A 593-nucleotide genomic window follows, 5' to 3' on the forward strand; every position below is an offset into this window, starting at 1 on the left:
AAGTGGCGTCCCCAAGGGGATTCGAACCCCTGTTACCGCCGTGAAAGGGCGGTGTCCTAGGCCTCTAGACGATGGGGACACATAAATGTGTCACTAGGACAACTGAATTTTTAGACTCGTTTCAGACGAGCTTTCTTAACAACACTACACCTCCCTATTAAAATAAGTAAGTGGCGTCCCCAAGGGGATTCGAACCCCTGTTACCGCCGTGAAAGGGCGGTGTCCTAGGCCTCTAGACGATGGGGACACATAAATGTGTCACTAGGACAACTGAATTTTTAGACTCGTTTCAGGCGAGCTTTCTTAATAACACTTCACTTCCCTATTAAATAAGTAACTGCCGTCCCCAAGAGATTAGTACTCTTGATAGCGTCGTGCATAGAGAGTGCGGTGTCACACTGCTTTACACAATACTTAAAATAGTAAGTGGCGTCCCCAAGGGGATTCGAACCCCTGTTACCGCCGTGAAAGGGCGGTGTCCTAGGCCTCTAGACGATGGGGACACATAAAAGTGTCACTAGGACAACTGAATTTTTAGACTCGTTTCAGGCGAGCTTTCTTAATAACACTACACTTCCCTATTAAAAATAAGT

Annotated in this window: 3 tRNA genes; all 3 read right to left on the bottom strand. The window is 46.7% G+C overall.

From position 1 onward, the window contains the following. Nucleotides 1-3: 3 nt before the first annotated feature. Nucleotides 4-79, bottom strand: a tRNA-Glu gene (locus tag H5115_RS17035). Between the two features lie 92 nt (nt 80-171). Next, nucleotides 172-247, bottom strand: a tRNA-Glu gene (locus tag H5115_RS17040). A gap of 180 nt (nt 248-427) precedes the next feature. Next, nucleotides 428-503: transfer RNA gene (locus H5115_RS17045), tRNA-Glu, on the bottom strand. Between the last annotated feature and the right edge of the window lie 90 nt (nt 504-593).

This window comes from Pseudoalteromonas sp. SR44-2 (assembly GCF_014163745.1).
Taxonomy (GTDB): Bacteria; Pseudomonadota; Gammaproteobacteria; order Enterobacterales; family Alteromonadaceae; genus Pseudoalteromonas; species Pseudoalteromonas distincta.